General features: G+C 45.1%; 23 protein-coding genes. 11 read left to right on the forward strand and 12 right to left on the reverse strand.

Annotation, left to right across the window (positions count from 1 at the left end):
• Positions 1-15 precede the first annotated feature (15 nt).
• Positions 16-966: a LysR substrate-binding domain-containing protein gene (locus MAR181_RS00180; protein ID WP_013794581.1), complete on the reverse strand. Its 951-nt coding sequence runs from the start codon at positions 964-966 to the stop codon at positions 16-18.
• 107 nt (positions 967-1073) lie between these two features.
• Here MAR181_RS00180 and MAR181_RS00185 point away from each other — a divergent pair, with 107 nt between their 5' ends.
• Entirely contained in the window at positions 1074-1268 is a 195-nt protein-coding gene (locus tag MAR181_RS00185) for a hypothetical protein (protein WP_013794582.1), read from the forward strand.
• A 135-nt stretch (positions 1269-1403) separates the two neighbouring features.
• Here MAR181_RS00185 and gabT read toward each other — a convergent pair whose 3' ends face one another.
• Entirely contained in the window at positions 1404-2681 is a 1278-nt protein-coding gene (gabT, locus tag MAR181_RS00190) for a 4-aminobutyrate--2-oxoglutarate transaminase (protein WP_013794583.1), read from the reverse strand.
• A gap of 100 nt (positions 2682-2781) precedes the next feature.
• Positions 2782-4248, reverse strand: coding sequence for an NAD-dependent succinate-semialdehyde dehydrogenase (locus MAR181_RS00195; protein WP_013794584.1), 1467 nt, complete (start codon positions 4246-4248; stop codon positions 2782-2784).
• Positions 4249-4609: 361 nt separating this feature from the next.
• Here MAR181_RS00195 and MAR181_RS00200 point away from each other — a divergent pair, with 361 nt between their 5' ends.
• Positions 4610-5287 (forward strand): GntR family transcriptional regulator, encoded by a 678-nt coding sequence (locus MAR181_RS00200; RefSeq protein ID WP_013794585.1) that lies wholly within the window; start codon positions 4610-4612, stop codon positions 5285-5287.
• Positions 5288-5390: 103 nt separating this feature from the next.
• Here MAR181_RS00200 and MAR181_RS00205 read toward each other — a convergent pair whose 3' ends face one another.
• The 4 genes from MAR181_RS00205 to MAR181_RS00220 all read right to left on the reverse strand — a co-directional run bounded on the left by MAR181_RS00205 (position 5391) and on the right by MAR181_RS00220 (position 9718).
• A complete protein-coding gene (locus tag MAR181_RS00205) occupies positions 5391-6410 on the reverse strand; it encodes an Ldh family oxidoreductase (RefSeq protein ID WP_013794586.1) in 1020 nt (339 codons plus the stop codon).
• Positions 6411-6474: 64 nt separating this feature from the next.
• Positions 6475-7791 (reverse strand): NAD(P)/FAD-dependent oxidoreductase, encoded by a 1317-nt coding sequence (locus MAR181_RS00210; protein ID WP_013794587.1) that lies wholly within the window; start codon positions 7789-7791, stop codon positions 6475-6477.
• The gene (locus tag MAR181_RS00215; protein WP_013794588.1) at positions 7785-8723 is read right to left on the reverse strand and encodes a 4-hydroxyproline epimerase; all 939 of its coding nucleotides are present in this window, start codon (positions 8721-8723) and stop codon (positions 7785-7787) included. Before MAR181_RS00215 ends, MAR181_RS00210 begins: the two co-directional genes overlap by 7 nt.
• Positions 8717-9718 carry a dihydrodipicolinate synthase family protein gene (locus MAR181_RS00220; RefSeq protein WP_013794589.1) on the reverse strand — a complete coding sequence of 334 codons (1002 nt, stop codon included), beginning with the start codon at positions 9716-9718 and terminating at the stop codon, positions 8717-8719. Before MAR181_RS00220 ends, MAR181_RS00215 begins: the two co-directional genes overlap by 7 nt.
• Positions 9719-9981: 263 nt before the next feature.
• Here MAR181_RS00220 and MAR181_RS00225 point away from each other — a divergent pair, with 263 nt between their 5' ends.
• Positions 9982-10335 carry a hypothetical protein gene (locus tag MAR181_RS00225; RefSeq protein ID WP_144011178.1) on the forward strand — a complete coding sequence of 118 codons (354 nt, stop codon included), beginning with the start codon at positions 9982-9984 and terminating at the stop codon, positions 10333-10335.
• A gap of 110 nt (positions 10336-10445) precedes the next feature.
• Here MAR181_RS00225 and lpdA read toward each other — a convergent pair whose 3' ends face one another.
• Positions 10446-11849 carry a dihydrolipoyl dehydrogenase gene (gene lpdA, locus MAR181_RS00230; protein WP_013794591.1) on the reverse strand — a complete coding sequence of 468 codons (1404 nt, stop codon included), beginning with the start codon at positions 11847-11849 and terminating at the stop codon, positions 10446-10448.
• Positions 11850-11953: 104 nt separating this feature from the next.
• Here lpdA and MAR181_RS00235 point away from each other — a divergent pair, with 104 nt between their 5' ends.
• From MAR181_RS00235 to MAR181_RS00255, 5 genes are all read left to right on the forward strand, one after another.
• On the forward strand, positions 11954-12511 hold the full coding sequence (locus MAR181_RS00235) for a TetR/AcrR family transcriptional regulator (protein WP_013794592.1): 558 nt from the start codon (positions 11954-11956) through the stop codon (positions 12509-12511).
• Positions 12512-12607: 96 nt separating this feature from the next.
• Positions 12608-13549 (forward strand): lauroyl-Kdo(2)-lipid IV(A) myristoyltransferase, encoded by a 942-nt coding sequence (gene lpxM / locus MAR181_RS00240; protein WP_013794593.1) that lies wholly within the window; start codon positions 12608-12610, stop codon positions 13547-13549.
• 137 nt (positions 13550-13686) lie between these two features.
• Entirely contained in the window at positions 13687-14628 is a 942-nt protein-coding gene (gene hemF / locus MAR181_RS00245; RefSeq protein ID WP_013794594.1) for an oxygen-dependent coproporphyrinogen oxidase, read from the forward strand.
• A gap of 52 nt (positions 14629-14680) precedes the next feature.
• On the forward strand, positions 14681-15487 hold the full coding sequence (gene aroE, locus MAR181_RS00250; RefSeq protein WP_013794595.1) for a shikimate dehydrogenase: 807 nt from the start codon (positions 14681-14683) through the stop codon (positions 15485-15487).
• A 2-nt stretch (positions 15488-15489) separates the two neighbouring features.
• A complete protein-coding gene (locus tag MAR181_RS00255) occupies positions 15490-16650 on the forward strand; it encodes a GNAT family N-acetyltransferase (RefSeq protein WP_013794596.1) in 1161 nt (386 codons plus the stop codon).
• Here the strand turns inward: MAR181_RS00255 and MAR181_RS00260 are convergent.
• Both MAR181_RS00260 and MAR181_RS00265 read right to left on the reverse strand, forming a co-directional pair.
• The gene (locus MAR181_RS00260) at positions 16647-17072 is read right to left on the reverse strand and encodes a group II truncated hemoglobin (RefSeq protein ID WP_041651073.1); all 426 of its coding nucleotides are present in this window, start codon (positions 17070-17072) and stop codon (positions 16647-16649) included. The two genes, MAR181_RS00255 and MAR181_RS00260, sit on opposite strands and share 4 nt — an antisense overlap.
• A 3-nt stretch (positions 17073-17075) precedes the next feature.
• Positions 17076-17276 (reverse strand): hypothetical protein, encoded by a 201-nt coding sequence (locus MAR181_RS00265; RefSeq protein ID WP_013794598.1) that lies wholly within the window; start codon positions 17274-17276, stop codon positions 17076-17078.
• Between the two features lie 405 nt (positions 17277-17681).
• Between MAR181_RS00265 and MAR181_RS00270 the strand changes: the two genes are divergently transcribed.
• Positions 17682-18968: an MATE family efflux transporter gene (locus tag MAR181_RS00270; protein WP_013794599.1), complete on the forward strand. Its 1287-nt coding sequence runs from the start codon at positions 17682-17684 to the stop codon at positions 18966-18968.
• A gap of 8 nt (positions 18969-18976) precedes the next feature.
• On the opposite strand, the gene MAR181_RS00275 is transcribed toward MAR181_RS00270, so the two are convergent.
• Together MAR181_RS00275 and MAR181_RS00280 are read right to left on the reverse strand one after the other, a co-directional pair.
• Positions 18977-19789, reverse strand: coding sequence for a sulfite exporter TauE/SafE family protein (locus MAR181_RS00275; RefSeq protein WP_013794600.1), 813 nt, complete (start codon positions 19787-19789; stop codon positions 18977-18979).
• 19 nt (positions 19790-19808) lie between these two features.
• Complete coding sequence (locus MAR181_RS00280) at positions 19809-20699, reverse strand: LysR family transcriptional regulator (RefSeq protein ID WP_013794601.1); 891 nt, start codon at positions 20697-20699, stop codon at positions 19809-19811.
• Between the two features lie 153 nt (positions 20700-20852).
• On the opposite strand from MAR181_RS00280, the gene MAR181_RS00285 reads away from it, so the two are divergent.
• The gene (locus MAR181_RS00285) at positions 20853-21068 is read left to right on the forward strand and encodes a DUF2798 domain-containing protein (RefSeq protein WP_013794602.1); all 216 of its coding nucleotides are present in this window, start codon (positions 20853-20855) and stop codon (positions 21066-21068) included.
• 537 nt (positions 21069-21605) lie between these two features.
• Positions 21606-22475 carry a class I fructose-bisphosphate aldolase gene (locus MAR181_RS00290; RefSeq protein WP_245546185.1) on the forward strand — a complete coding sequence of 290 codons (870 nt, stop codon included), beginning with the start codon at positions 21606-21608 and terminating at the stop codon, positions 22473-22475.
• The last annotated feature ends 1 nt before the right edge of the window (position 22476 follow it).

Here is a 22476-nt window from a genome sequence, read left to right on the forward strand (position 1 = left end):
TTAAAAACTGTATCTTTAGGGCCAAGGTAATGGGTTGTGCATAATCGGATCTTTAGAGGGTTTGATATTGGCTGTCACTTCCTGATTTAACCAATCTACAAAGGCTTCAATTCTCGCTTTGCGAGGCGAGTTTTTTGCGTAATAGGTATAAAATTCAATCTTATTTTTTAATGCTTTAGGGTAGGCTTGAATGAGAGTCCCCTCATCTAATTCTGTTTGCACCATAAATTTCGGGCACAAAAATATTCCATGGCCAGCTTTGACTGCGTTGATTCCCATATACCAAGAATTCACCTCGGCCCAAAGGATGTCTTTACTTCGGATCGGACAAATCGCTTGCTCCTCAAACCAAATACGCCACTGATAAGATGGGTCGTCTACTTGTAACATCCAACATTTTAGTAGGTCTGTGGGATGGAATAAGTCAATTCTTGCTGCTAATGAGGGCGAACAAACAGGAATAATATCGGACGATATTAGCTTTCGTTGTACAGTATCTTCTCTTTTGCCAGCCATATGACGATTATCATCAATACCGATATCAATATTCCCCGCATGAATGTCTCTTCGTTCATCGGATGAAAAAAGTTTTACGGTAATATCATTTTGAAGGTCCGAAAAACGCCATAGTTTAGGCATTAGCCATAGTGAGACAAAGCTTTGCAATCCAGAAACCTGAAGCGTACCTTCAAGAGGTTCTAACTTCACGCTGTCTAATCCCTTACTTATATGATCAAACGCCAGAGTGAGATGCTCCGCAAGTTGAAGTCCTTGACTAGTAAGACGCATCTCGCGACCTGCCCGATAAAATAATGACACACCAAGATAGTCTTCTAACAATCGAATCTGTTGGCTGACGGCGGCTTGTGACACATTGAGTTGCTCTGCTGCCTTGGTATAACTCATGGTCTGGCTAGCGATGGAGAAATAATGGGTCGCTTTTAAATGTGTAACACGATGGCTCATAGGCGTTATTCCATAAGGTTTTCTAATCTTTGCCGTAAGAATATAGCATTCGTTTTTACCTGCTTTTACCACCAGAATAAAGTGACAATTCAACAGGAGGTGAGAATATGTGGGCGTTACTACTGTGGATAAATCAAAAAATATTAAATTTAAACAATAAGTTAAAAGAAAAAAGAGAAAAAAATAAAAGACGTGAAGAATCACGAGAAGTGCAGTTAGAGAGTCGTAAATTACCCGAGTACCTAAGAAAGGATTTAGGTCTACCTCCTTATGATTCATATGATAAGCATGATCATTTATAGAAGCTTTGAGGCATAAAAAAAGCCACTTCCGAAGAAGTGGCTTGGTCTACTCATTAGATTAAGGAAAGGCTGAACAAGTCCACTGGTTTCAGCGTGTCGTACCTTTCTTAACAGCAATAAGTTGAACGGAAGTGTTTAGACAAGCTCTTTAAAGCAACGTTTAAAGATTTCCATGCCTTCATCAATGATGTCCATTTCGATGGTCAAAGCTGGTAGGAAACGAATGACGTTACCACGAATACCACATGATAGAAGCACTAAACCGTTTTCAGCGGCTTTTGCCGATAGCTGTTTCGCAAGCTCTGGGTAAGGTTTGTTTACATCGCCATCATGAACAAATTCAACCGCAATCATGGCACCGGCGTTACGCACTTCACCAATGATGCTTGGGTATTCCTGCTGCATATCTGTTAGGTGTTTAACGAAGTGAGCACCGACTTCAACCGCACGGTCGCAAAGCTTCTCTTCTTCAATCACATCAAATACCGCAAGGCCTGCAGCACAACCCACTGGAGAACCGCCATAGGTACCGCCTAGACCACCAGGAATTGGTGCGTCCATGATGTCGGCTTTACCGACCACCGCTGCAATCGGGAATCCGCCCGCGATGCCTTTGGCGGCAGTCATAAGGTCCGCTTCGATGCCTGCTTGCTCGTGGCAGAACATAGTACCTGTACGAGCAAAACCGGCTTGGATTTCATCAAGGATCAACAAAATACCGTGCTCGTCACATAGGGCACGAAGTTTCTGTAGGAAGCTGGCTGACGCCATGTAGAAACCGCCTTCTCCTTGAACAGGCTCAATGATAATAGCCGCAACGCGAGAAGGTTCAATATCACAAGTGAAGCGCATTTGTAGGTCAGCAAGTGCTTGCTCTTCAGTAATACCTAAGTAGTCATTTGGGTATGGCACATGGAAAATATCGCTTGGGAATGGGCCAAAACCAATTTTGTAAGGGTTCACTTTGCCTGTCAGACCCATGGTCATATTGGTACGGCCATGGAAACCACCATTGAAAGCAATGATGCCAGGTCGACCTGTATAAGCGCGGGCAATCTTCACACAGTTTTCTACGGCTTCAGCACCAGTTGTGACGAAGATTGATTTCTTCGGTGTGTTACCTGGTGCGGCTGCATTCAGCTTCTCTGCCAATGCAACCGCTGATTCGTATGGGCTGACCATAACGCAAGTATGAGTAAAACGCTCAAGCTGTTCTTGTACTGCCGCTTTTACTTTCGGGTGATTGTGACCTGTATTGACCACAGCAATACCGGCACCAAAGTCAATGTGACGTTTACCTTCAACGTCCCAAATTTCAGCATTCACTGCACGATCAACGTACAGTGGGGCCATGTTGCCTTGACCACGAGCAATGGCCACTTCTTTGCGTTTTTGTAAATCAGCGTTTTTCATGTGTATTACCTTGGTTATGAAAGCCAGTAATGCCTCACTGGCTTTGCCTTAATGTCTAAAGTGGGTGACCTTTATCACCCTGCCAACAAAATAGAGAAGGTTAAGCTAAGCCGCCCATGCACAAGTACTTAGTTTCAACGTACTCATCGATGCCATACTTAGAACCCTCGCGACCACTGCCAGACTCTTTCACACCACCAAATGGGGCAACTTCACTGGAGATCAGGCCTTCGTTGATGCCTACCATGCCGTATTCTAAGGCTTCAGAAACACGCCAGATTCGGCCCAAGTTTTGGGAATAGAAGTAAGAAGCCAAACCAAATGGGGTATTGTTTGCCATGGCCACCGCTTCTTCTTCAGATTTGAACTTGAACAAGGGCGCAACAGGACCAAAAATCTCATTGGAGAAGATGTCCATCTCTTCGGTGACGCCTGTTAAAACGGTTGGTTCAAAGAATTGAGCGCCAGCCTCTTGTGACACACTGCCGCCGATCAAGGCTTTGGCGCCATTTGATAGTGCGTTTTCAACCAGTTGTTCTACTTTGGAAATGGCGGCTGGGTTGATCAGTGGGCCGATGTTGACACCTTCACCAAAGCCATCTCCCGTTTTAAAACTGGAAACACGTTGTGCCAATTTTTCGGCAAACGCATCGTAAATGCCTTCCTGCACCAGAATACGGTTTGCACACACACAGGTTTGACCTGCGTTGCGGTATTTAGAGTTGATTGCGCCTTCAACGGCAGCGTCAAGATCTGCATCGTCAAACACGATGAAAGGTGCATTACCACCTAACTCCATTGAAGTACGTTTTACGGTTTGTGCGCACTGTGACAGTAACAATTTGCCAACAGGCGTGGAGCCGGTGAAGCTTAACTTACGAACAATTGGATTAGCCGTAAGAACACCACCAATGTCTTTGGCATTTTTACCCACAACCACGTTTAGTACACCGGCTGGAATGCCTGCTTGATGTGCCAACTCTGCTAAAGCAAGAGCACATAATGGCGTTTCATCAGAGGGTTTGATGACAATCGTACAGCCCGCTGCTAAGGCAGGACCTGCTTTACGGGTAATCATCGCAATTGGGAAGTTCCAAGGGGTGATTGCCGCAACTACACCAATGCCTTGTTTGATGGTCAAGACACGACGATCGCTGGCAAAGGTTGGAATCACATCACCGTATAAACGGCGAGCTTCGTCAGCGAACCAATCAATAAAAGACGCCCCATAAGCCACTTCACCTTTGGCTTCAGCGAATGGCTTGCCTTGTTCTAGGGTCATTAACTTGGCCAGATCGTCTTGGTTTTCTAGAATCAATTGATTCCAACGGCGTAATAACGTTGCGCGTTCTTTGGCAGTCAGTGCTTGCCATGGTTTTTGTGCTTTTTCAGCGGCTTCTACAGCTAGAGTTGTTTCTTCTGCGCCTAAGTCAGCCACATCAATAATGTGCTCTCCGTTGGCAGGGTTGGTAATTGCAAACGTTTGACCGGATGTGGCTGATAACCATTCGCCACCGATATAAGAGTGGCTTTTCAATAAAGCTGGTTGAGATAGTGTGACATTCATAATGAGCTCCAGACTAAGCTGTGGAGGAAAATAAGTACCTAACGAACCATAGCAATAAATGGTACCTCTATGTCCATCGATAGTAGGCAAAGGTCAAGCTGGGAAAAATGGAAAGCTATCAATGCTTTGTTTGATGGCGTTCAAACATATTACATCCTAAGGCGAACGCTCAGGTAGGAAAAGTCGTCTTTAACATTGGCTCGCTCTCATGACGTATGCTCAACAGACGGAAGAAACCTTATGCATACCTTCCTGCTCATGCTATTTGTTATACTGGGTTTTCCATTTGCCATACTGTGCGGTTTGTTTAGCTGGTGAGGTGGTGACGCGTGATTGTGTTCAGTCAAAGAGGTAAATCAAGTTGGCACCAAAGAGAGCGGTTATTCGTCAAAGTTTACCGGATGTGATTGTTACGGACTTGCGTAAGCGTATTCTCTCCGGGGAACTCGAAGAAGGGGCTTTGATTCGCCAAGAGCTCTTAGCAGAGGAATATGATGTTTCTCGTATGCCAGTTCGAGAAGCGCTAAAGCGATTGGATGCGGAAGGGCTAGTGGTGTTTAAAAACAACCGTGGCGCCACGGTGACTAAGCACAGTTTAGAAGAAATCGCTGAAATATTTGATGTGCGTTTGTTATTGGAAGTGGATTTGTTCGCACGGGCAATCCCGAATATGACCGCCGAGGACTTCAGTGCTTGTGAAAGCCTTCTTAAGGAAATGGATGATTCCTATCTAGCTGGCAACATTGCCGACTGGGGCCCATTGAATGCAGAGTATCATGGCAAGCTGTACCAAGCGGCAGGACGACATTTAACTGAGAATTTGCTTGAACGAGTGACACTTCAGGCGAATCGTTATGTCAGTATGCACATAGGCAAATTGGATAAGCAACACCACGCCAGTCATGATCATCATGCTTTATTAGCGCTTGCGCGACAGCGCGATATTGAAGGGGCAACCGCCCTGCTTGAATCGCATTTGATGAATACCAAGCTACAAGTTATCGATTGGATTCAGCACGACCGTGATCCACATAACTAACCATCACAGAAGACAATCATCCGTCCGCTATACCTATCTAATATTCACCATCTTCTTGATTCAAATAAGATGGTGAATGTTGTTGTGGTCTGAAACATTGGGATTAAAGAGACTGTAGTGTGATGAGGTCATCGTACAAACTTTTGGGAATGTTAACGGCGTTTCTCGCAAGGTTTCTTTGTTGTGCAGCCTGACGGCGTTGTGAAGGCAAACGCGCGCCTTGGTCGATCACATCGGCAAACAAACGTTCTGCTCTTTGTTGATTGGCTGCCCGTTGGCCGCCACTGAGTAAGTCTGGATCGAAGGCGAGGATAATTTCCCCATGATAAGGCGCTTCCGGTTTGTCTTCCGCAAAGGCCATACTCTCTTTACTGGTCAGATCATCAATCAAAGGGCCTGCCATCAGTTCAATCATCAGTGATAGGGCCGACCCTTTATGGCCGCCAAAGGTCAACATGGCCCCCTGCATGGCGGCGTCGGCGTCTGTGGTTGGTTGACCCTCTTGATCAATGGCAACGCCTTCCGGCAATGGCTTTCCAGCCCGTCGATACAGTTCTATTTCACCACGTGCAAATTGGCTGGTAGCAAAGTCGAACGTGAAAGGCACTTGGCCATCACGAGGCCAGCTAAACGCAAAAGGGTTCGTGCCGAGTAAACCGCGCGTTCCACCCGCTGGTGCCACCCAAGCATGACTGGGCAACATCGCCATGCCTGCCAGCCCTGCTTGCGACAAGATTTCGACTTCGGGCCATAACGCCGAAAAATGGAAACAGCGATTAATCGCCAAGGCAGCGATGCCATTGTGTTTGGCTTTGCTAATCAATTTCGGCATGGCGGCTTGCATGGCCAAAAGAGAGACTCCGTCTTGCGCATTGGCCTTTATAACCGCTGGTCCTGCGTCTTCAATAATCGGCTGGGCGGTGCCGCTCACTCGGCCAGAGCGAATGCTTTCCGTACACATAAACAAGCGAAACAAACCATGAGAATGGCAATCAGCGAGCTGGTTGCTATAGATGATTTCCGTGATGGCGTTGGCGTGATCCGCATTAAAGCCGTGTTGAGTGAGTATGGACTCACTTAGCGATTTGACCTCAGATAAGCTCAAGGTAATCTGCTCGCTCATAATGTCTCCATTGTTTTTGTGTTTTTTTGATGTGCTTTATTAAGGGAAAGCGACACCAATGGTCTCACGTAAAACGTTTTGCCGAATAAGGTGATATATCAATGCTGGTGGCCTTGTTATGGATTAATTCACACACCAACTCGGCTGTCCCTGCTGACTGTGTTAGTCCGAGATGTCCATGGCCAAACGCGTAAACGACCTGTTGAGTTTGACTGGCATAATCAATGACAGGCAAACTGTCTGGCATGGAAGGGCGAAACCCCATCCATTGTTGAGATTCCGTGTCTTCGTCTTGTATTTGGCTTTTGTCTTGTTCATGGCCAAGCTTAGGTAAAAAGCGTTTGGCTTTATCCACCAAATACTGCGCTCTTTGATAATTGGGCGCTAGCTCCAATCCAGCGAACTCTACTGCGCCACCCACTCGAATCTTGTCCTTTATCTTAGTGACGACAAAGCCGTGATTACTGAAAGTAAGGTGTGTTTTCAGTTGCAGTGAACCAGCAGATAATGTGGTGTTGTACCCTCTTTCTGTATCTATAGGTAATGTGTCACCAGTTTGTGCGGCCAGTGGCTTTGACCAAGCCCCTGCCGCGATCACCAATTTGTTGGCTTTATATTGATGCAAATCGTCGTGATGTAAATGGCTTGCTGATGGATCGCCAAACACTGTGACGCTATTGTCTTGAAAGGAAATTTTGTGAACGGATGTGATTTGGATCTTACCCCCCAAGGCGATAAAGGTTTGCGCTAGATGGTCTGCCCAGGCTTTTGGATCGACCGAATTTTTCCATTCTGGTGTAAAAGCAGCGTGAGTAAAGCGAGGGTGAATGCCGGGTTGGATGCGTGCAATGGCGTCTGGGGATTCAAGTAATTCAAACAACACGCCATGTTCTTTACGTGTTTGCCAACCTGATAAGGCGTCTTGAAACTCTTGCTCTCCTTCATACAATTGCAATTGCCCTTCTCGTCGCATAAATGGTTCGCCATCAGTAGATTGAATCTGTTTCTCTAATGCAACTTTGGAAAAGTTCATCAGGCTTGCTTGTGCGGCAACAGCCGTAGTGTATTTATCATGCCAACTGGCACGCCAGAAACGCCATAACCAGGGTAGTAGTGTTAAGGCATAAGCTGGACGAATCGATAAAGGTCCTAGTGGGTCTAAAAACCACCTTGGCGCTTTGCGCAGTATGCCTGGTGTGGCCAGTGGTATCACATCTGCAAAGGCAAACGCACCGGCATTGCCGGCGGAAGTTTCAGCGGCCACGCCTTTGCTGTCCATTACCAACACGCGCTTGCCTGCTTGCTGCAAACGCAAGGCACAGCTGATGCCTATGATGCCTGCGCCAATAACAATCACATCTTGTTCTTGCTGCGTTACCATGAGACACCATGGCGTAATGAGTCGGTTGCATTGGTGATGATTTTGGCTTCCCGTGTGATAAAAGCTTGCCCTGTGATGGAAGGAATCACAGCCCCTGCATTATGACTGAGTTGGTAACTCAAGGTATAAGCGCTGCCGATAATACTTTCTTGGTAGATTTCCTCGTTGGGTGCTAAGCCTTGATCGGCGGCTAAACAGGCCAGTCTTGCTGAGCTGCCTGTGCCACAAGGTGATCGATCGTAAGAGTCATCTGGACAAAGAACAAAGTTGCGGCTGTGTCCTTGTTCAGTGAGTGCTGGGCCATAGAAAATAATGTGGTCGATCATGCCACCATTTTTACCTTCAATGCCCTGTGCATACAGGCATTCTCGTACCTTGATGGCATGATCAGTGAGTTGTCTAATATTGGTGGGCTCAACCGCAGTTGGACTCTCTTTGACAATGAAGAACCAGTTACCGCCGTAAGCAATATCCCCTCTGACCTTGCCAATGCCTTGCACATCCAGCTCAACATTTTGCTGATAACGATGGCTTTCGATGTTTTGCACCGTGACGGTATTTTTGTCCTTGAGTGTGACTTCCACGATTCCGGCAGGTGTTTCTATCTTATGAGTGCCTTCGCCAATGTGACCTAAATGTGCCAAGGTCACGGCTAAGCCTATGGTGCCATGACCGCACATACCGATTACCGCTGCGGCATCAAAATAAATTACGCCCGTTACACAGCTTGGGTCCGTTGGTTGCACTAATAACGCACCGACCATGGCTTCTTGTCCGTAAGGCTCAACCACCAAAGCACGATAGAAGTCTTTATGTTCTGTGGCTAAGCGTTTTGCTTTTTCTGCTAATGATCCTTTGCCAAGATCTGGCCCGCCGGACAAAACAACGCGAGTGGGTTCCCCTCCCGTATGACTATCAATGACATTTAGCATTCCGTTACCTGCATATCCGTTAGCTGAATAATAGACAGTATTCCACCTTGTTGTGACCAATCTGCAAACCAAGTTTTGAACAGAGCATACTGTTGTTCGCAGTAATGGCGCTGCGCATCATTGAGTTCGTCGGTTTCGTTAAAATGTAATCGATACGCTGGTTCGCCGTTAAGAACCAGCAAATATTTGAAAAACAGTACCAGATCAGGGCCTTCGTCAAAGCTGGCGAGAACATGGAAGGCTTCTTCTAGCTCTTGAGCGCGTTTACGTGCTTCTGCATGACCCTGTGCCGCTTTGCGAGATAAGTTAGTAAGCAGTAACACTTCTTTTGGTAAAGCTGTGCCTATGCCGGTAATGGCCCCAACCGCACCACAATTCACAAAGCCGTGGAAAACGGCTGTGTCGACACCCACCATGAGCAGCACATCATCGTCTTGTGAGGTGATGTTTTCAGCGGCATAGCGTAAATCGTCGACCCCACCAAATTCTTTGAAGCCGACTAAATTAGGGTGCTCGGCACGCAATGAGAAAAACAAGTCGGCTCGTGTGGCAAAACCATACACAGGACTGTTGTAAATAATGGCGGGTACATCAGGTGCGGCTTCAAGAATGGCTTTGAAATGATGGCGCTGAGCCGCAATGACGGAGCCTCGGGATAACACACGGGGAATCACCATTAACCCTGCAGCGCCAACCTTTTGTGCGTGGGCGGCCAGAGCGACAGCGGATTTTGTATTAATCGCCCCTGTTCCAACGACCACGGGCACACCGGCAGCGACCAAACGCTCTACCCCTTCCATGCGCTCTGCATCGGTCAGTAAAGGCCAATCCCCCATGGAACCGCAATACACTACGGCCGACATGCCTGCCGCCATCATCTCTTTGCCCTTTTTAATCAGTGCTTCGAAATCTGGCGTGCGATCTGGTTTACAAGGGGTCATCAACGCAGGCATAACGCCATTGAAAACACTTACATCAAAAACGTCATTGCTCATAAGTCGATACCTTTTCTAAGAAATTTAAGGGTTTTGATGTGTATTATTAAAAGTGTATTTTGTATCCAAAATATACCCAGTACAAAAAGTAGTCAATCATGGCAAGGTGAGTTTAGTTAAAAGATTAAAGGGTGGAAGATAAGGTTTTGATTTAGTGGGCTCTTTATTTGCGTCATTAAGATGCTGTTGCCTTGAAGACTACGAAAGTGATTTATTAGGATAGAGGTAACAAGAGTATTTTGATGTGGTGAGAAGAGGTTTTTTTGTCGTATTTAGAGGACTTTATGCAGCAATGGAAAGTGTATTTACAGCATCAACTCTCTCATGCTGGGATCCGCTATAAGGTCACCAATGGCGGGGATGTGTTTGATATCAAAGCGAACTCAATCGCTTATTTGAGTTGGTTGCGAATGAGGTCTCATCTGTCTGTTGAATTGGACGAATCAAGGGATAGTATTGCTTGGTTTATGTTGGAGAAACAATTAAAAGCGCTCGCTTATAAGGCTGAAAAGGGTAGGTCTAATCTTGTCTCTAAACTGTACATTGAAGAAAGCCAAATCCATATCTGTCTTAACTTTAACTATGATGATGAGCAACACGTCATCTATGTTAGTTGATTGAATCAAAGCCATTGGATAGACCCCGAATCGAAGAATTGATGAAATGGTAACTAAGCCGACTAAAAGGTCGGCTTAGTTAAGTAATGACTTTGGACTTCTAACGTAAATCAGCGCTTTGCTTTCCTGTTTGGCAAATCGGTAATGGTGCCTGCGCCTAATTCGGCAGCCAAACCGACCGATTCATGCAAACTTGGGTGGGCATGAATGGTCAAAGCAATGTCCTCCAAGGTGGCGCCAAATTCAATGGCAAGGGTCAGTTCACCGAGTAATTCCCCTGCATGAGCACCGACTACGCCAGCACCTAGCACACGTTCAGAGGCTTCATCGTAGATGAGTTTGGTTTTACCTTGAGTGATGCCTGAGGCAATGGCGCGACCACTGGCACTCCATGGGAAAGTCGCAGTTTTCACTGGAATGCCCTGTTTTTTAGCGTCTATTTCGGTTAAGCCAACCCAAGCGACTTCAGGAAAGGTATAGGCGATGGAAGGAATCGCCAGAGGTTGAAAGTCGACTTTATGACCAGAGATGACTTCCGCCGCAATGTGTCCCTGATGAGAAGCTTTGTGAGCCAGCATTGGGCCATGAGTCACATCGCCAATGGCAAATATATTGGGTATAGATGTTCTACACTGGGTATCTGTAGTGACAAAACCGCGGTCATCAAGTTCGACTCCTATGTCAGGAATGCCTGCTTTTCGACCATTAGGCGAGCGTCCAACAGCGACTAATACGGCATCTACGTTCAGGTTGCGTTGACCGTTTTGATCTTTCAGAGTGACGTTCAGTGTGTCTGACGAGGCTTGAATGTCTGTGACTTGAGTCTTGGTAAGAAAGGTCATGCGGTCTTTATTGGTTTGCTCGAAGACTCGAACCAGATCCTTGTCTGCCCCTGTCATGATTTGCTCGCCTAGCTCAGCGACAGTAATTTTCGCCCCTAGCGCTTGGTACACAGTGGCCATTTCCAGACCAATAATACCGCCGCCTAACACCAGCATGTGTTTGGGAATACGCTCTAGTTGAAGAGCGCTGGTGGCATCCAAGATACGTGGATCATCGTAAGGTACAAAAGGTAGGCGGATGGCTCTGGATCCTACTGCAATGATGGCATTTTCAAATTCTATTTTTAAACGGTCGTTGTCTTGAGTAACGGAAATGGAATGGGTTGACTCAAATTGCCCCTCTCCGTGAAAAATTTCTACCTTACGGCCTTTTGCCATTAAAGCTAGGTTGCCCGTGAGTGTATCGACGGTAGATTGCCTATGATGGCGAATGGCTTCTAAGTCGATTTTAGGTTTGGCATAAGTGACACCATGAGCATCTTCATCGGCCATACGGATTTTGCCGGCTACGTGCAATAACGCTTTTGATGGGATACAACCTACGTTCAAACAGACTCCACCAATGCGTTTATGACGTTCTATCATTGCGACTTTTAGGCCTAAGTCGGCGGCTCGAAAGGCCGCCGCGTAACCACCAGGGCCACTGCCAAGGACAACAAGATCAAATTTCATGAGAATTCCTTTTTATCTATCAGTAGGTAGGTGGTAATGTAGCTTGTAGATTTATATTAAGTCAATAAAATACCTATCTACTGATAGAGAAATGAGAAGACGGCATGACAGTGGAAAAAGTAGACACAAAAAATAAGATTATGGACTTAGCCGAGCAATACATTATAAGTGGCGGCTATGGCGCTTTTAGCTTTCGAGACTTGGCTGATGACATCGGCATAAAGAGTGCAAGTGTTCACTATCACTTTAGAACCAAAAGTGATCTAGTGGCTGCTGTTATGTTTCGTTATACCGACATCTTTTCTAAAAACCTGCCAGATCCTACCGAGCAGGAAGCAGACCCTCAGCGAATGCTAAATGGATTTATCGATGGGTTTAAAGCCAAGATCGTTGATCAAAACCACATGAGTTTGTGCACCATGTTAACAGCGGATAAACACATATTGCCTGAAGAGGTGAATGCCAGCTTGACAGCTTTCTATGACGTCAAGATTACTTGGTTAACTCAGGTATGTCTTCGTTTGCCATCTCTGTCTCAATCCTTGGATCAAGCTCATTCGTCGGCGGTCCGAATATTAGCGAGTCTTCATGGCGCTTCTGTTCTAGTGCAAGCAACAGGTAATGAAGCATTCTTTGAGCAAGTAGTGTCTGCGTGGCGTTGAAGACGCTTTTCTAATAACGGGACATATCATTTTGAGGCGTTCTTGGATTGATGTAAGATAGCGACTTCTACACTACCAAATAGGCTCACATTTTCAATGAGTACATCCGATAAACATTTGCATAACCCTACTTTTGAATGGCGTTTTCTTCTTCCTCGCTTTTGGGGGACGTGGTGTATTGTTTTTATTTCTCTTCTACTGGCTTTTGTTCCCTTCCGTATTCGCGATAAATTGGCTTGTAAAATTGCAAAGTTAATCATTGGAAAAAATGCCAGCACATTAAAGCGTGCTCGCTTGAATCTTGAACAGTGCTTTCCTGAAAAGACACCAGAAGAGCGTCATGCGATGTTATTAAGCAGTATAGAAACGGGTATTCAATTTTGCCTAGCTTACGGTGAGCTGCTTATTCGTAGTGAAAAATATAAAAAAAGTCGTGATGAGGTGATTGGCGGAGAGAATCTTTTTCCTTTAATCGAGCGAGGTGAAAATATAATTTCATTAACCCCTCATTGTTGGTCGATTGACTACACAGGTTCCATGTTAGCTTCTCGCGGAATTACTATCACCACTATTATGCGTCCACATAAAAGCCCCATGCTTGATTGGTTAATGCATAAGCAGCGTATGCAATATGGCCGAGGAATTGTTTACCCTAGAAGTGCTAGCGTTAAGCCATTCTTAAAATCCGTAAAAGAGGGTTGCTTAGGTTATTATTTGCCAGATGAGGATCATGGCCCTCAACAGTCTGCTTTTGTTCCTTTTTTTGGTGCTGAAAAAGCGACGTTAAAAGGGTTAGGTAAATTAACTAAGCTAACTAAAGCGAAAGTAGTTCCTTTTTTTCAAGCTTATAATGCCAAGTCTGGTAAATATGAATTGCATGTCTTTCCTGCACTTGAGAACTTTCCTACTGGGGATGAGACACAAGATGCGATTGTTATGAATCAGGCGCTTGAAAAAATGATCGCGTCTCGACCAGAGCAATATATGTGGATTCTAAATATTCTTAGAAGTCGCCCTGACGGTTCTAAACTTTATTAGACGCTCACATTTTTATTTACCAAGTTTTCTTCAATACTAAGCGCTTGACTAAGCGCTTGTCTAAACACTTAAATGGATCGTAGTTTTAGCTTTTGCGGGAAATACAAAAGCTAAAGACATAAAGCCATGGAGTAATTATGTCTGATCAATCACAAAGCCCGATAAACCATACAGATGTTATTGCGGTAAAAGACTATCTCATGTCGTTACAGGACCATATTTGTGCAGAGCTAGAAGGCTTGGAGCCCAGCATCCGTTTTCATCAGGACGCTTGGGATAGGCCCAATGGCGGCGGTGGTCGTACTCGAGTGATTGCTGGTGGCGAGGTTATTGAAAAAGGCGGCGTTAACTTTTCTCATGTGATGGGAGATACCCTACCACCATCGGCAACAGAGTCGCGTCCTGAGCTGGCAGGTGGGCGTTTTGAGGCCATGGGCGTGTCATTGGTCATTCACCCGAAAAATCCAATGGCTCCTACGTCTCATGCCAATGTACGCTTATTTGTCGTTTATAAAGAAGGGTTGGCGCCGGTTTGGTGGTTTGGTGGTGGATTTGATCTGACACCATATTATGGATTCGATGATGACTGTATCCAATGGCATCAAGCTGCCAAGGACGCGGTGGAACCATTTGGTGATGGGTATTATCAGAGATTTAAAAGCTGGTGTGATGACTACTTTTATTTGAAACACCGTGGAGAGCCTAGAGGCATTGGTGGTTTATTCTTCGACGATTTTAATGAAGGCGAATTTCAACACTGTTTTGCGATGATGAAATCGGTTGGAGACACTTACTCCAAAGCTTATATGCCGATTTTATCACGACGTAAAGATCTGCCATTTAATGAGCGGCAGCGGGATTTCCAATTGCATCGACGAGGACGCTATGTGGAATTTAATCTTGTTTTCGACCGAGGTACGCATTTTGGTCTGCAAAGTGGTCTAGGCCGTACTGAGTCTATACTCATGTCATTGCCGCCAGAGGTTCGCTGGACGTATGAATATCAAATAGAAGCCAACAGCCCAGAAGCTAAATTGACGGATTACTATCTCACGCCAAAAGATTGGCTGGCAGAGTAAATACTTTCCGTTTAATACAACATAGTCCGTTTAGAAGATAGAAGGATGCGTTTTGGATCAATACGCTGTGGTTGGCAACCCAATAGCCCATAGTAAATCCCCCAGTATTCATGCGGAGTTTGCTCAGCAAACGCAGCAATTGCTCAATTATAAGACTTTGTTGGGTGATGAATTGCAGTTTGAGCAACAGGTTGTAGACTTTTTTGCTCAAGGCGGAAAAGGCTTGAATGTGACAGTACCATTCAAAGAACGGGCTTATGCCATGTGTGATGTGCTGAGCCAAAGAGCGAAACAAGCAGGCGCGGTGAATACCTTACTCATGTCGAAAAATGGCGACCTGTTCGGCGACAATACCGACGGGGTCGGTATGGTTCGAGACATTGTTGTGAACCATCGGCAAAGCTTCGCTGGTAAGCGTGTTTTGATTTTGGGGGCTGGGGGGGCCGTACGTGGAGTACTTGAACCTATTTTAGATGAGAAACCAGTATCTGTTACCATCGCAAATCGTACCGTCGAAAAAGCCCAAGTTTTAGCCGATCACTTTGCCTGCTCTGCGTCTTCATTTGAAGCATTGGAAGGAAGCTTTGACATTATCATTAATGGTACGTCAGCTAGCTTATCGGGCCATTTACCACCATTGAAAGAGGAATTGTTAGGAGAACAAACTTGGTGCTATGACATGATGTATGGCAAACATGGCACGGTTTTCTTACAGTGGGCAGAACAGCGAGGTGTTAAAGGTGCTGATGGTTTGGGCATGTTGGTTGGGCAAGCGGCCGAGGCGTTTTATTTATGGCGACAGGTGCGGCCTGAGACCACTGCTTTAGTGGATCAATTACGAGCGCAAATGGACGATTAACAATGAAAGCGCAATGGTTTACGTCGGTAGAAGACATTGGTGAAGATCGTTGGCAAGCTGCCATCGGCGATACCCAATCCCCCTTTGCGAAATTTGCGTTTCATCAAGCCTTAGAAGTCAGTCAGAGTATTGGCGATGGCACAGGTTGGTACCCAGAATATTTGTTGCTAATGGACGATGACGATACGCCCTTAGCCATTGCCCCAACCTATTTGAAAACCCATTCACAGGGAGAGTTTGTCTTCGATTGGGCTTGGGCAGATGCGTATCAACGTCACGGCCTTGGTTATTTCCCCAAACGCATCTGGGCGATACCCTTTTCTCCTGTGACTGGGAGCCGTTTGTTTTCATATCTTGATCCTGATGGCGACGATACCGCCTTCATGCACCTGTATCTGACCGTGGCCGATGTGTTAACGGATGCGAATCAGCAGAGAGACTTTTCTAGCTGGCATCTGTTATTTACCAAACCCGATCATGCTGCGTTATTGAATAAGGAAAACGCTTATTTGGAACGTATATCATGTCAGTTCCATTGGTTTAATCGTGGTTACAAAGACATGGCAGATTACTTTTCCCACTTCTCCAGTCGTAAGCGAAAAGTGGCGCGTAAAGAGCGAGAGAAAGTGATTCAACAGGGTGTGACCTTGACGCGTACTCTTGGTAACAGCTTAACCTCAGCGGACCTTGACTTCTTTTACCTTTGCTATCAATCAACCTACGCGAAACGGGGTCAGCAAGGTTATTTAACTCGGGATTTCTTTGCGCAGCTGGTAGAGAACATGGGTGATAATATCTTGCTTGTACAAGCCTTTAGAGGCGATAACGCCATTGCTGCTTCTTGGTGTTTCTTTGATCATCATTCTCTGTATGGCCGCTATTGGGGTTGCATTGAAGAAGTAGATTGTCTGCATTTTGAGGCCTGTTATTACCAAGGCATTGAGTTTTGTCTTGAAAAAGGGTTACAGCACTTTGATCCTGGAACACAAGGGGAACACAAAATCCCTCGAGGCTTTGAACCCGTTTTTAGCCACAGTATTCATTACATTGCTCATGAAGGCTTTCGAGAAGCGATAGCACGTTTTTGTGAAGAAGAAGCACAAGCGGTGCGCGAGTACCATCAAGATACTCATGCTCTGTTGCCGTTTAAAAAAGCAGACTAGCCGTGCTGCATCTGACTGACCTGACGAATGCGTTCGGCGGGAAATTCGAGCTTATCTATTAGGTAGGATTTTAAATCGTCTGGATAGCCAAGGTGGTCTAATGCATTAGACATACAATTCAACCACATGGCTTTCTCTTTGTCGGTGACCACTAAATGCGCGTGAGCTTGGGGCAAATGAATTTTACCGTATGTCTTTGCATATAGGCGTTCACCGCCCATCCAGCCAGATAAAAAGGCCACTAGCTTATCAATGCTAACTTGTATATCGGGTGGATGCATATCAAACAACGGGTGGTATTCTGGTGTACTTTCCATAATCTGATAGAAGCAGTCAACCAAACGTCTTAGTCCGTCTAACCCACCCACGGCTTGTAGCGTGGCATCACCTTCACCGTAAGTGGGTTTCATTTGATCCGTCATCCGTTATTCGTCATCCGATGTTTTTGGCGCGTTCTTAGCGGCTTTTTCTTTGTCCATTTTGATTGAGTTACGGTAACCCCCAACAGCCGCCAAAGCGCCAATGATAAAACTCATATAAAGCGGTATTTGGAACAGCATGGTAATACTGATAAACACACAACCGACGGCTAAGCCCTCAATAATAGGTCTGAACTTCTTAGGCATGGTCACTCCGGAAGATAAAAAAGTAAGCGCGAGTTTAACAAAATTCTAGGATGAAGTGAGTGTCATTGTGGAAAAAAGCATCAGTTATCCAGTTTTTTTGATATGAGCTGAGTTGTCATTTGGATATTGGGTATATGTGGGTAACTCGATTAAAAGAGGAAGGAATCGGCAAAAATCAGGCCAATATGTTCAAAAAATGCACACGAATGGGAAAAATACCCAAGCCGTGTGAATAACTGTTATGATTTTCCACATAATTTTTCAGCCGAGTCTTTCCTTGTTGGTCGATTTTTATCCACAGAAAGCCCTAATTTCACAGGTGAACCACTGGTGCCAAAATTTCCTCTTTATGCTTTGTTGATGTCATGGCGCTTAAATGCCAATTTGAACCTGCGGATTTGGCACATGGCGTGGCCACCTATGATATCGAACATCACGACGCCGTTATTGGGTTTGGTCGATACGGCTGTGGTGGGTCATTTAGGCACAGCTACCTATCTTGGTGCGGTAGCAATTGGTGCCAGTATTTTTAGCTTTTTATTTTGGGCGTTTGGCTTTTTGCGTATGGGATCGACTGGCCTAACCGCACAAGCTTTAGGCCAAGAAGATTATCGTCGGGTGCGCGAACTCCTATTGCAGTCGATTTTAATGGGACTGGTGATCGGTCTATTGCTGATTCTCTTTCGCGGTCCAATTCTTGAGCTGGCCTTGCACCTCATGTCGCCCAGTGCGGAAGTGGCACCTTGGGCAAAAAGCTACAGTGAGATTCGTATTTACAGTGCGCCGGCTGTTTTAGCGGGTTATGCCTTAATGGGTTGGTTCTTTGGCGTGCAATACTCAAAAGGCCCGTTGTGGATGTTGCTGGTGATTAATCTGGTCAACATGATATTGGATTACTACGCCGTTTACGGTTTGGGCATGGCCAGTGATGGTGTCGCTTGGGCCACCGTGATGGCGCACTACGTTGGGGTGGTATTCGCCTTATTTTTAGCATGGCGTAAGCTGCAAACATTTGACGGGCATGTGCCTCTATCTGCTTTGATAAAGTGGCGTGAATACGTGGCTCTGGTTCGAGTGAATCGCTATTTATTCGTACGTACGATTTTGTTGTTGTTGGTCATGCTGTTCTTTACCTCTCAAGGGGCGCGTCAAGGGGACGCTATTTTGGCTGCCAATGCGGTATTACTGACTTTTTTGATGATTATTTCCAATGCGTTAGACGGTTTTGCTTTTTCTGTGGAAGCTTTATGTGGCGAATACTACGGACGTAAAGATAAGAAAAATTTTCAAAAGGTGATTCGCCTATCAACTTATTGGGCGTTGTTAGCTGCGTTTGCATTGATGTTTGTTTTTTGGCTATTTGGTAATCAAATCATTCATTTACTGACCAATGTGGAGAGCGTGCAAGAAGAAGCGAAACTGTACCTACCCTGGCTGATTGCCTTTCCTCTGTTGGGTATTTGGTCCTTTATGCTGGATGGCGTCTTCATCGGCACCACCAGTGTCAAACAAATGCAGAACACCATGATTCTTTGCGTGCTTGGCGTCTTTTTTCCGGTTTGGTTTATCAGTCAAGGCTTAGGCAATCATGGGCTTTGGCTGAGTCAGGCCGCCCTTTTTATTGCTCGCGCCCTGACTCTTTATTGGTGTTACCAACGTAATTTACGCAAAGGGCTTTGGTTCACACTTTAAGCTGGTGATCACAGCATAAAGGTTGAATACAAACCAAAGGTACAGACGGTCAGTAATGCCCAGCCAACAAATTGAAAGAAGACCGGCGTTTCGGCTTTTTGGATGCGATTATGCAATTTTTGACCGAAGATATGACCGAGCAAGGCGCAAGGCAGTAACCAAAGTTGGTGAATAAGCTGTAGGTCGATGTCTGCGATCAGGAAAGACACCATTTTGATGGTGACGAGAATGAACCAGAGTACAAACAAAGTATCGCGTAATTGATGGCGCGGTACTTTGGTAGCAAAGACAGAAACAATCAAAGGTGCACCAATCAAAGAGGTGCCACTAACATAGCCGCCAAGCATCAGAAAGACGGTATCGAGAATTCGGTTGTTGGTGTAAAACGGTTTGTTGATGATGTAGGACACGGCAAAGACGGCGACGATAACAAAAATTACGCCAGTGACTATGTTGCCCGGTAAGGTTAACAAGCCAAATACGCCGATCAGTTTAGGCACGATCATGATGCCTAAGGCTTTCTTCAAATAGCCCCAAGCAATGTTGCCTGAATTGTCATCTTGGAGTGTTTCTTCTGATGAATTTCGGGGGTGTTGTTCTTTTTGATGCGTTTGTCGCGCTCCCTGCCAAGCGATCCAGCTAGAGAAAATCAGCAGATGAATGGAAATAATGGGCAGGAAAAGTAACGGATCGTTTTCTACTAACAATAAAAAAGGTAAGGCGAGCACCGCGCCGCCAAACCCTAAGCCACTTCGAACAAAACCACTCCAAATAAAAATGACAGCAATGAGTGTGTATTGCCACCAGAGTAAATCCGCCATCTTGCTTCCTTAACTTTGATTAATCGGCTTGTTCAAACCAAGCTTGTTGATATAGAAAGAGAGTCAGTTCATCCCTGAGTAATTGAGCTCTTGCTGACAAACTGCGTTTGTGAGGCCAGACGAGACGAATTTCTCTTTTTTGTCCTCGCCATTCTGGCAGCACTTGAATGAGCTCACCCGCTTGAATGGCGTTATAGACCATACTGATGGGCATTAGGGTGATGCCAGCTCCCGCTTTTACTAGGTTGAGACTGACATTCATATCGTTGCTTAAGTGTTGATGATTCTTTTGCAATGCGCAGATGCTGCCATCTTGATGGACCAGACGCCAGTTGGAAAACATATTGGCGGCAATACTGGGACATTCGGTGATGTCTTCAACTCGATTCGGCAGTGAGAAACTGGTGTTGGGGGAAGCAACCAGAATGGGTTCAATGAAACCGAGCCGTTTTTGAATTAAAGAGGAATCTGGCAATGGGCCTGAACGAAGGGCTAAGTCTGCACGGTTTTCACGCATGTCTTGAATGGCGTTACTGAGTTCAATGTTAAGCTGAATATTTGGGTGTGTAGACGCGAAATGCTGCCAAAATGCATCCAAAGGGCCACTGCCTAAGTTGGTTGGCGCTAAGATTTTAACTTCTCCCGACAAACTGTGAAGGGTTTTATCCAGGTTCGAGATGCGTTGATCGAGCGCGTCTATAAATTCTGCGCATTCTTGATAATAGTCTTCTCCCATTGGCGTCAGAGTAAGGCCTTTGGTCGACCTGTGGAGCAGTTCACAACCGAGCGTTTGCTCCAGTGCCCTGATACGTCTTGATACTGTGGCGATGGTCATGTCCAAGCTTTTAGCCGCTTGTGTCAAACTGTGTTTATTGGCCGCAGTGATAAAAATTTTAAGGTCATCAAGCATATTACATATTTGTAAATTTGGTTTTAATAAATGGCTATATTTGCACATATAATAGTTTGCTAGGATGAGATCAAAGTCAACTAATACATCAAAGTCAACTAATACAATGGTGCGATTCGGGGCAGACGAATGGTCCAGTATAAGGAGAGAAGAATGAAATTCCGTATTTATTTTGCATTGATCATGTCCTGTGTCTTGTCATTTTTGATGTCGGGTTGGATTACTTACGTCAATCTTGGATTGCACCCAGATTTTGTGTTTTTTTGGATGACAGCTTGGCGTTTTGCTTGGCCTGCCGCAGCGGTTATTTCCTTTGTATTCGCGCCGGAAATCCAACGATTAAGTGGTTGGTTAGCGAAAAAACTCTAATTTCTAAATAATGATAAAAGCACGCCATTGGCGTGCTTTTATCATAACCATTCTAATGGACTAAATACGAAAGATTCCCTTCGTTGAGCACCAAATAAACGGCATTTTTGATGTCATTCGCCAAGGCGGTGGACACACTTTGACTTGGATGACAAAGAAATAAACGTAGCAGTAAATTATTGTGGTTTTTATTCATGCCGAGCCGTTCTATGACTGCTTTGGGAAGTTGTTGATAAAGTAAGTGTTTTGAGATCAAGCGAATCGCTTAATATTTGTTTATCTTCTACCTTGAGTCTTCGGCATTACGGCCCTGATGTCCAATTGATGAAGTTCTGCACAATACCAGCTGTCAATGCAATTTCGACGATAGACTAAGCCGTGGCTTAACAGGGATAAACAGTCGGGTCTACTCCTCTCAATATTTTATGTACAAAGAATTTAAAAAGTCGCTTTTTTAAAAACATGGAAACGTTGCCATATTTTTCTTGACAGTTTTTTAGATGGCGAGTACTAATAAAAAATAAGAATTTCGCCATAATGTGGCAACGTTTCCATAATGATAAAAATAAGGAAAATATAAAAATGAAAAGTGCTCGATTAAATCGTCTATTTGGCAAATCTGGTAACTGCTTTGATGTGGCTATTGATCATGGAATGTTCAATGAAAAAAGCTTTTTAAATGGTATTGAAAATATGGAAACAGCGGTTGATATCGTTGCCAATGCCGTGCCTGACGCTATTCAATTACCACCAGGCACTGCTCATCTATTACAAGAAAGAGCAGGTAAAGATCGCCCTGCATTTGTACTACGAACAGATATTGCCAATATATATGGTAATCCCCTTCCTTCCTTAGTTTTCTCGGAAATCATTGATAGACCTGTTGAACAGGCTATTCGTTTAGATGCCGCTTGTGTTGTGGTAAACCTTCTCAGCTTACCAAATGAACCAGAAGTTTATCGTCAATGTATTCGCAATATAAATGCTTTAAAGCATGAGTGTGATTTGGCCTCAATGCCATTAATGATAGAGCCTTTAGTTATGCAGGATAATTCCAACGGTGGTTATATGGTGGATGGGGATTTAGAGAAAATCTTACCTCTTGTCCGTCAAGCCGTTGAATTAGGCGCTGATATTATCAAAGCAGATCCTTGTACTAACCCTTCTGAATATCATCGAGTTATTGAAATTGCGCAAGGTGTTCCTGTGTTGGTGCGTGGAGGGGGGAAAGTATCTGATGAAGAAATTCTTACTCGTACGAAGGAGCTGATGGATCAAGGAGCCCGCGGCATAGTCTATGGCCGTAATGTTATTCATCACGCCAATCCTGGAGCAATGACAAAAGCTCTTATGGCGATTGTTCATGATAATGCTTCTGTAGCTGACGCTTTGGCGATGGTGAAATAAT

The sequence above is a fragment of the Marinomonas posidonica IVIA-Po-181 genome, assembly GCF_000214215.1.
Lineage (GTDB): Bacteria > Pseudomonadota > Gammaproteobacteria > Pseudomonadales > Marinomonadaceae > Marinomonas > Marinomonas posidonica.

What these genes read in the sequence shown, in the direction of transcription:
- MAR181_RS00185 (WP_013794582.1), top strand. Translation starts at nt 1,074, where the DNA reads ATGTGGGCGTTACTACTGTGGATAAATCAAAAAATATTAAATTTAAAC.
- MAR181_RS00280 (WP_013794601.1), bottom strand. Translation starts at nt 20,699, where the DNA reads ATGCTTGATGACCTTAAAATTTTTATCACTGCGGCCAATAAACACAGT.
- MAR181_RS00210 (WP_013794587.1), bottom strand. Translation starts at nt 7,791, where the DNA reads ATGGTAACGCAGCAAGAACAAGATGTGATTGTTATTGGCGCAGGCATC.
- MAR181_RS00275 (WP_013794600.1), bottom strand. Translation starts at nt 19,789, where the DNA reads ATGGCGGATTTACTCTGGTGGCAATACACACTCATTGCTGTCATTTTT.
- gabT (WP_013794583.1), bottom strand. Translation starts at nt 2,681, where the DNA reads ATGAAAAACGCTGATTTACAAAAACGCAAAGAAGTGGCCATTGCTCGT.
- MAR181_RS00255 (WP_013794596.1), top strand. Translation starts at nt 15,490, where the DNA reads ATGAAAGCGCAATGGTTTACGTCGGTAGAAGACATTGGTGAAGATCGT.
- MAR181_RS00220 (WP_013794589.1), bottom strand. Translation starts at nt 9,718, where the DNA reads ATGAGCAATGACGTTTTTGATGTAAGTGTTTTCAATGGCGTTATGCCT.
- MAR181_RS00195 (WP_013794584.1), bottom strand. Translation starts at nt 4,248, where the DNA reads ATGAATGTCACACTATCTCAACCAGCTTTATTGAAAAGCCACTCTTAT.
- MAR181_RS00235 (WP_013794592.1), top strand. Translation starts at nt 11,954, where the DNA reads ATGACAGTGGAAAAAGTAGACACAAAAAATAAGATTATGGACTTAGCC.
- MAR181_RS00290 (WP_245546185.1), top strand. Translation starts at nt 21,606, where the DNA reads ATGTGGCAACGTTTCCATAATGATAAAAATAAGGAAAATATAAAAATG.
- MAR181_RS00205 (WP_013794586.1), bottom strand. Translation starts at nt 6,410, where the DNA reads ATGAGCGAGCAGATTACCTTGAGCTTATCTGAGGTCAAATCGCTAAGT.
- MAR181_RS00260 (WP_041651073.1), bottom strand. Translation starts at nt 17,072, where the DNA reads ATGACGGATCAAATGAAACCCACTTACGGTGAAGGTGATGCCACGCTA.
- MAR181_RS00265 (WP_013794598.1), bottom strand. Translation starts at nt 17,276, where the DNA reads ATGCCTAAGAAGTTCAGACCTATTATTGAGGGCTTAGCCGTCGGTTGT.
- lpdA (WP_013794591.1), bottom strand. Translation starts at nt 11,849, where the DNA reads ATGAAATTTGATCTTGTTGTCCTTGGCAGTGGCCCTGGTGGTTACGCG.
- MAR181_RS00215 (WP_013794588.1), bottom strand. Translation starts at nt 8,723, where the DNA reads ATGCTAAATGTCATTGATAGTCATACGGGAGGGGAACCCACTCGCGTT.
- MAR181_RS00270 (WP_013794599.1), top strand. Translation starts at nt 17,682, where the DNA reads ATGGCGTGGCCACCTATGATATCGAACATCACGACGCCGTTATTGGGT.
- MAR181_RS00180 (WP_013794581.1), bottom strand. Translation starts at nt 966, where the DNA reads ATGAGCCATCGTGTTACACATTTAAAAGCGACCCATTATTTCTCCATC.
- MAR181_RS00285 (WP_013794602.1), top strand. Translation starts at nt 20,853, where the DNA reads ATGAAATTCCGTATTTATTTTGCATTGATCATGTCCTGTGTCTTGTCA.
- hemF (WP_013794594.1), top strand. Translation starts at nt 13,687, where the DNA reads ATGTCTGATCAATCACAAAGCCCGATAAACCATACAGATGTTATTGCG.
- lpxM (WP_013794593.1), top strand. Translation starts at nt 12,608, where the DNA reads ATGAGTACATCCGATAAACATTTGCATAACCCTACTTTTGAATGGCGT.